Source organism: Actinomycetota bacterium (genome assembly GCA_005888325.1).
In the GTDB taxonomy this organism is placed as follows: domain Bacteria; phylum Actinomycetota; class Acidimicrobiia; order Acidimicrobiales; family AC-14; genus AC-14.
The window spans coordinates 44,136-50,707 of sequence record VAWU01000028.1 but is presented as its reverse complement, the minus strand read 5'-3'; the positions used below and the strand labels follow the sequence as shown (position 1 = coordinate 50,707).

Below are 6,572 nucleotides of genomic sequence, written 5' to 3'. Positions count from 1 at the left end.
CGGTCGAGGCCCTCCCGCAGCGGGCGCCCGGGCGCGACGGCAGCGAAAGCGTCCATGAGCGCCTTGCTGCGCCGGGGGGGCACGCCGAAAGAGTAGCGGCTAGGTCGAAATTCGCACCCGTTCACGCCGCAGCCCGAGGGCGACGACGGCCTCGCTCAGCGTGCCCGCGCGGCGGACGGTGATGCCAGGTGGCGGGTCGGGGGCGGACGTGGCCACGAGCGCCTGCCCGAAGCCGAGCCGCGCCGCCTCGGCCAGTCGTCGCGGGGTCTGGCTCACCTGGCGCAGCTCGCCCCCGAGGCCCACCTCGCCGCAGGCCACGAGGTCGTCGGGCAGCGCGGTGTCGGTGTGGGCGGAGGCAAGGGCCAGGGCGAGCGCCAGGTCGGCACCGGGCTCGACGACGCGCACGCCGCCGACCGCGGAGGCGTAGACGTCGGACCCGCCGAGCGACAGCTGCACGCGACGGTCGAGCACCGCCAGCAGCAGGGCCAGCCGGCCGCTGTCGAGCCCCTGCGCCGACCGGCGCGGCATGGCCGCGACGGCGGCGGGCCCGACGAGCGCCTGGAGCTCGACCAGGAGGGGCCGGTGACCCTCGATCGTGGGCACCACGACGGACCCCGGCACGCCGGCGCGGCGGTCGGCGAGGAACATGCCGCCCGCGTCGGGCACGCCCAGCAAGCCCGCGTCGACCATCTCGAACAGACCGAGCTCCGACGTCGGGCCGAAGCGATGCTTCAGCGCGCGCAGCAACCGGAGGGCGTGATGACGCTCGCCCTCGAACGAGAGCACGGTGTCGACGATGTGCTCGAGTACCCGCGGACCGGCGAGGGCACCCTCCTTGGTGACGTGGCCCACGAGCAGCGTCGCGAGACCACGCGCCTTCGACACCTGCACCAGCTGCTGGGCGCACTCGCGCACCTGCGTGACGGACCCGGGCGCGGACCCGAGCTCGGGATCGTGGAGCGTCTGGATGGAGTCGATGATGCACACGTCGGGCGCGACCTGCTCGATGTCGGCGACGACGTTGGGGAGCACGGTCTCGCCCACCAGCCAGAGCGACGCGGGCAGCGCGCCGAGGCGCTCGGCGCGCAGGCGCACCTGCTGGCGGGACTCCTCGGCGGACACGAGCAGGCAGCGGGCACCGCCCGCGGCGAGCGACGCGAGCGCCTGGAGCAGCAGCGTGGACTTGCCGATGCCGGGCTCACCGCCGAGCAGGGTGACCGAGCCGGGCACCAACCCGCCGCCGAGCACCCGGTCGAGCTCGCCCACGCCCGTCGGACGCGCCGCCCACTCGTGCGCGTCGACCTCGACGATCGGCACCGCGCGCTCGGCGGCGGCGCCGGGCGCGCCCACCCCGGCCGGGCGCTCGACCTCCTCGACCAGCGTGTTCCACTCGTCGCACGCCGGGCAGCGGCCGGCCCACTTGGGCGCGCCCGCCCCGCACTCGCCACACCTGAACAACGTCCGGGCCTTGGTCACGGGCGCGACCCTACGCGTGCCCTACGACACCGGACGCGGACCGTCTGCGCCCGCCTCAGGCGCCTCCGGGGCGTGCCGGGTCACGCGCCGCCGGCGCCCTGCGAGCAGCGTGACGGCCCCCAGCGCCAGGGCGACGGCCCCCACGCCGGTCAACCCGAGGGCACGCACGTCCCACGACACCGACGACGCGTCGAGCCGCACCGGCGGCGCCCCCACGCGTGGCCGCCACGTGCGCACCCGACCGGGGAGACGCGCCGTCACCCGCACCTTCAGCAGTCGCTCGAGGTCGACCCCGAAGCGGCGCTTCAGCGTCGCCGCGTCGACACCGGGGTTGGCCGCTCCCAGCCGGCGCTCGAGCTCGGCGTCGGCGAACCCGGCGAGCCCGGTCCCGAGGTCGACGGTGCCCGTGAAGCGGACGCGGGAGCGGAACCGCGAGCCCCCGTGCGTGAGCGCGAAGCCGCGAAAGGGGCCGCCGGGCCCGGTGAGCTGCGCGACCGCCCGATGCGCGCCGGCCGGTGACGCGAACGGATGGCTCGCGCGTATCCACGTCAGGCCGTCGCGCTCGCGCTGCGGCCCGACGACGCGCCAGCCGGCTCGACGAAGGTCGTCGACCTGCAACTGCCCCGCCAGATCGGGCACCTGGGCCAGCGCCTCGCGGTCGAGCCCGACGCCGGCGCGGATGACGCCGCCCCCGTCGGCGCGGGCGTCGACCTCGGTCGCGATCGTCACCTGGCACGCGGAGCACACCAGCAAGAGCGCCACGACCGCGAGGAGCCCCAGGCGGGGCGACGCAGTCGCCAGGTCAGGTCGTGCGGACGATGAGGAGCGAGCGCGACGCGTGGTGGCTCACCTTGTTCGGCACCGAACCGAGGAACGAGCGCCCGGCGCCGGTCATCCCCCGATTGCCCACCACGAGCAGGTCGTAGCCCCCTTCCTCCGCGATGTCGAGCAGCGCCGTCGCGGGGTCGCGCCCGTCGACGCGCGTTTCGATCGTGACGGCCGCGTCGCGGTGCCGCTCCGCCTCGGCTCCGACGACGTCAGCCGCGTCGTCGTGGCGACCCGCCATGACGATGGTCAGGCCGGCGCCGAACGCCGCGGCCACCTCGACGGCCCGGTCGACGGCGCGAGCTGCGGTGGTCGAGCCGTCGGTGCCTACGAGTACGCGCTCCAGCACGGCCGTCGACCGTAGTTGCTCGACGTGCCGCGCGCGGCCCCGTACCCTCGGCTCTCGATGCGACGGCCAGGAAGGCGACCGCTCGGAGCAGCCATCGTGGCCTTGGGACTGTTCACCTCTCTCTCGGCGCCCGCGATCGCGCGTCCCACCGCGCCCAACACCCCCAACGCAATCAATGCCGACGTGACGCACCGCGCGCAGCACCGGCGCGTCTGCCCACGGGAAAGCGGCCTCACGGTCGCGTGCCAGGCGATCGTGGTCACGCGCTCCGACGGCCTCCACCCGCTGGCCCTTCCCGGCCCGTCGGGCTTGGGGCCCTTCGATCTCGCCGCGGCCTACGGGTTGTCCGACCCGCGCCGCACCGACTGGGTGTGGAACGGGCGCAAGGTGATCGTCATCGACGCGTACGACAACCCACATGCGGAGTTCGACCTCGCCGTCTACCGCCAGACGTTCGGGTTGCCGCCGTGCACGACGGCCAACGGGTGCTTCAAGAAGATCTCGCAGGAGAAGGGCACGCGCCTGCCGCGCGGCGACGTCGTCTGGGGCCAGGAGATCGACCTCGACCTGCAGATGGCATCGGCCGTCTGTCCGCTGTGCAAGATCACGCTCATCGCGGCGGCGTCGGCGGAGCTGCCCGACATCACGCGCGCGGCTCGGCGCGCGGTCAGCCGCAACACGAGCGCGATCAGCAACAGCTACGCCACCGATGAGTCGCCCGAGAACAACGCCTTCGAGACCGCGTACGACCAACCGGGCATCGCCGTCACCGCGAGCTCCGGCGACAGCGGTTACGCCAGCACGTTTCCGGCGACCTCGCCGCACGTGATCGCGGTCGGTGCCACCAGCCTGGTGCGCGACTCGTCACCGCGCGGCTGGGACGAGACCGCGTGGAGCGGCAGCGGAAGCTGGTGCAGCGCGTCGTTCGACCCGCCGGCCTGGCAGCTCGGCCTGGTCGCGTCGGACCCGAGCGGCAGCACCTGCACCCGACGCACCACCGCCGACGTGGCCGTCGTCGGCGACCCGGCCACGGGCGTCGCCGTGTACGATAGCTACGGCTCCGTCGGGGGCGACAACTGGTTCCAGTTCGGAGGCACGAGCGTCGGAGCACCCATCGTGGCGGCCCTGTTCGCGGTCGCCGGCGACGCCGTGCAGACCGCCGCCGTCTACCCGTACCCGGCCCGGCGTCTCTACGAGCAACGTGCCGCGATGCGCGACGTCACCTCGGGCTCCAACGGCAACCCGCTCCACGACTGCTGGCCCGCGTCGCCCGATCCCTACTACCTGTGCCACGCGCAGGTCGGCTACGACGGCCCCACCGGGCTGGGCGCGCCGAACGGCTTGGGAGGGTTTTAGCCCGCGCTGCTACTCGGCCGGGCCGGCCTCGGCCAGCTCGACCGGCGGCTGGGGCTCGATGCTCTCGATGGCCCGGAAGGCGATCTCGCCGTTCTCGGCGTCGACGATGATCGTCTCGCCGGCGCGGAACTCCTTCCAGAGGATGCGCTCGGACAGCGCGTCCTCGACCAGACGCTGGATCGCCCGGCGCAACGGTCGGGCGCCGAGGGCGGGGTCGTAGCCCTTCTCGGACAGCAGGGTCTTCGCCGCGTCGGTGAGCTCGAGACCCAGGCCCTGGGTGTCGAGCTGCTCGCGCACCCGGCGCATCATGAGGTCGACGATCTGGAACACCTCGTCGCGCGTGAGCTCGTGGAACACGATCGTCTCGTCGATGCGGTTCAGGAACTCGGGCCGGAAGTGCTGCTTGAGCGCCTCGTTGACCTTCTCGCGCATCTTCTCGTAGGTGACCGCCTCGTCGGTCTTGGCGAAGCCGATGGCGGCCTTCCGCAGATCGGCGGTGCCGAGGTTCGACGTCATGATGATGACGGTGTTCTTGAAGTCGACCGAGCGACCCTGCGCGTCGGTCAGCCTGCCGTCCTCCAGGATCTGCAGCAGCGCGTTGAAGACGTCGGGGTGGGCCTTCTCGATCTCGTCGAACAGCACGACGGAGAACGGCTTGCGGCGCACGGCCTCGGTGAGCTGGCCGCCCTCCTCGTAGCCCACGTAGCCGGGAGGTGATCCCACCAGCCGGCTGACCGTGTGCTTCTCCATGTACTCGCTCATGTCGAGCTGGATGAGGTGGCCCTCGTCGCCGAAGAGGAACTCGGCGAGCGTCTTGGCCAGCTCGGTCTTCCCGACACCCGACGGTCCGAGGAAGATGAACGAGCCACTGGGCCGCTTCGGGTCCTTGAGGCCGGCGCGCGTGCGCCGGATGGCCTGGGACACCGCCTTGATGGCGTCCTCCTGGCCGACGACCCGCTTGTGCAGCTCGTCCTCCATGCGGAGGAGCTTCGCCGTCTCCTCCTCGGTGAGCTTGTAGACGGGGATGCCGGTCCAGAGCGACAGGACCTCGGCGATCTGCTCCTCGTCGACCTCGTCGAACAGGTCGATGCCGGCGTCCTTGATCTCCTGCTCCTTGGTGGTCCTGCGCTCGAGCAGCGCCTTCTCCTGGTCGCGCAGCCGCGCCGCCTGCTCGAACTTCTGGTTCTCGATCGCGGTCTCCTTGTCCTTGCGGACACGCCCGATCTCGTCCTCGATCTCCTTGTAGTCGGGCGGCGTCTGCATGCGCCGGATGCGCATGCGGCTGCCGGCCTCGTCGATGAGGTCGATGGCCTTGTCGGGCAGGTGGCGGTCGGAGATGTAGCGGTCGGAGAGGTTGGCCGCGGCCACGATGGCCTGGTCGGTGATCGTGACCCGGTGGTGCTCCTCGTAGCGGTCGCGGATGCCCTTGAGGATCTCGATGGTGTGGGTGACCGTCGGCTCCTCGACCTTGATGGGCTGGAAGCGGCGCTCGAGCGCAGCGTCCTTCTCGAGGTGCTTGCGGTACTCGTCGAGCGTGGTCGCGCCGATGGTCTGCAGCTCGCCGCGCGCGAGCATCGGCTTGAGGATGCTGGCCGCGTCGATCGCGCCCTCGGCCGCGCCGGCGCCGACGAGCGTGTGCAGCTCGTCGATGAACAGGATGATGTCGCCGCGGGTGCGGATCTCCTTCAGCACCTTCTTCAGGCGCTCCTCGAAGTCGCCGCGGTAACGGGAGCCCGCGACCAGGGCGCCGAGGTCGAGGGTGTAGAGCTGCTTGTTGCGCAAGGTCTCGGGAACGTCGTTGGCCACGATGCGCTGGCTCAGGCCCTCGACGATCGCGGTCTTGCCGACGCCGGGCTCGCCGATGAGGACCGGGTTGTTCTTGGTGCGGCGCGACAGCACCTGCATCACGCGCTCGATCTCACGCTCGCGACCGATGACGGGGTCGAGCTTCTTCTCGCGCGCGAGCACGGTGAGGTTGCGTCCGAACTGGTCGAGCACCAGCGAGCCGCTCGGCGCGGCCTCGCCGCTCGGGCCCGCGCCTGCGCCCGAGCCCTTCTCGCCCTGGTAGCCCGACAGCAGCTGGATGACCTGCTGACGCACGCGGCTCAGGTCGGCGCCCAGCTTCACGAGCACCTGGGCGGCCACTCCCTCGCCCTCGCGGATCAGCCCGAGCAGGATGTGCTCGGTGCCGATGTAGTTGTGGCCCAGCTGCAGCGCCTCGCGCAGTGACAGCTCGAGCACCTTCTTGGCGCGCGGCGTGAAGGGGATGTGACCGCTCGGCGACGAGCCCCCCTGGCCGATGATCTCCTCGACCTGGTTGCGGACGGCTTCGAGCGAGATCCCGAGGGATTCGAGCGCCTTGGCGGCGACACCCTCGCCCTCGTGGATGAGGCCGAGGAGGATGTGCTCGGTGCCGATGTAGTTGTGGTTGAGGAGCCGCGCCTCTTCCTGGGCCAGGACGACAACCCGGCGGGCTCGGTCAGTGAAGCGTTCGAACAATTGACACCGCCTCCCACGACGGTCGTAGGTGCCGACTCAGTCTACTGGCCATAGCTTCGTAGGGAGA

5 protein-coding genes and 1 pseudogene (1 of these 6 only partly in view) are annotated in these 6,572 nt (G+C 71.8%); 1 reads left to right on the top strand and 5 read right to left on the bottom strand.

Annotated features, from left to right (window positions below):
* The 4 genes and pseudogenes from disA to E6G06_11120 form a co-directional block, all read right to left on the bottom strand.
* A pseudogene (gene disA, locus E6G06_11135) lies at positions 1–56 on the bottom strand (DNA integrity scanning protein DisA); it reaches 962 nt to the left of the window's first position.
* 43 nt (positions 57–99) lie between these two features.
* Positions 100–1,476, bottom strand: a complete 1,377-nt coding sequence (gene radA / locus E6G06_11130; protein ID TML91019.1) for a DNA repair protein RadA — start codon at positions 1,474–1,476, stop codon at positions 100–102.
* Between the two features lie 21 nt (positions 1,477–1,497).
* Positions 1,498–2,238, bottom strand: a complete 741-nt coding sequence (locus tag E6G06_11125) for a hypothetical protein (protein TML91018.1) — start codon at positions 2,236–2,238, stop codon at positions 1,498–1,500.
* 40 nt (positions 2,239–2,278) lie between these two features.
* Positions 2,279–2,650 (bottom strand): universal stress protein, encoded by a 372-nt coding sequence (locus E6G06_11120; GenBank protein TML91017.1) that lies wholly within the window; start codon positions 2,648–2,650, stop codon positions 2,279–2,281.
* Between the two features lie 57 nt (positions 2,651–2,707).
* On the opposite strand from E6G06_11120, the gene E6G06_11115 reads away from it, so the two are divergent.
* Positions 2,708–4,006, top strand: a complete 1,299-nt coding sequence (locus tag E6G06_11115) for a peptidase S8 (GenBank protein TML91016.1) — start codon at positions 2,708–2,710, stop codon at positions 4,004–4,006.
* A 9-nt stretch (positions 4,007–4,015) separates the two neighbouring features.
* Here E6G06_11115 and E6G06_11110 read toward each other — a convergent pair whose 3' ends face one another.
* On the bottom strand, positions 4,016–6,505 hold the full coding sequence (locus tag E6G06_11110) for an ATP-dependent Clp protease ATP-binding subunit (GenBank protein TML91015.1): 2,490 nt from the start codon (positions 6,503–6,505) through the stop codon (positions 4,016–4,018).
* Between the last annotated feature and the right edge of the window lie 67 nt (positions 6,506–6,572).

What these genes read in the sequence shown, in the direction of transcription:
- E6G06_11115 (TML91016.1), top strand. Translation starts at nt 2,708, where the DNA reads ATGCGACGGCCAGGAAGGCGACCGCTCGGAGCAGCCATCGTGGCCTTG.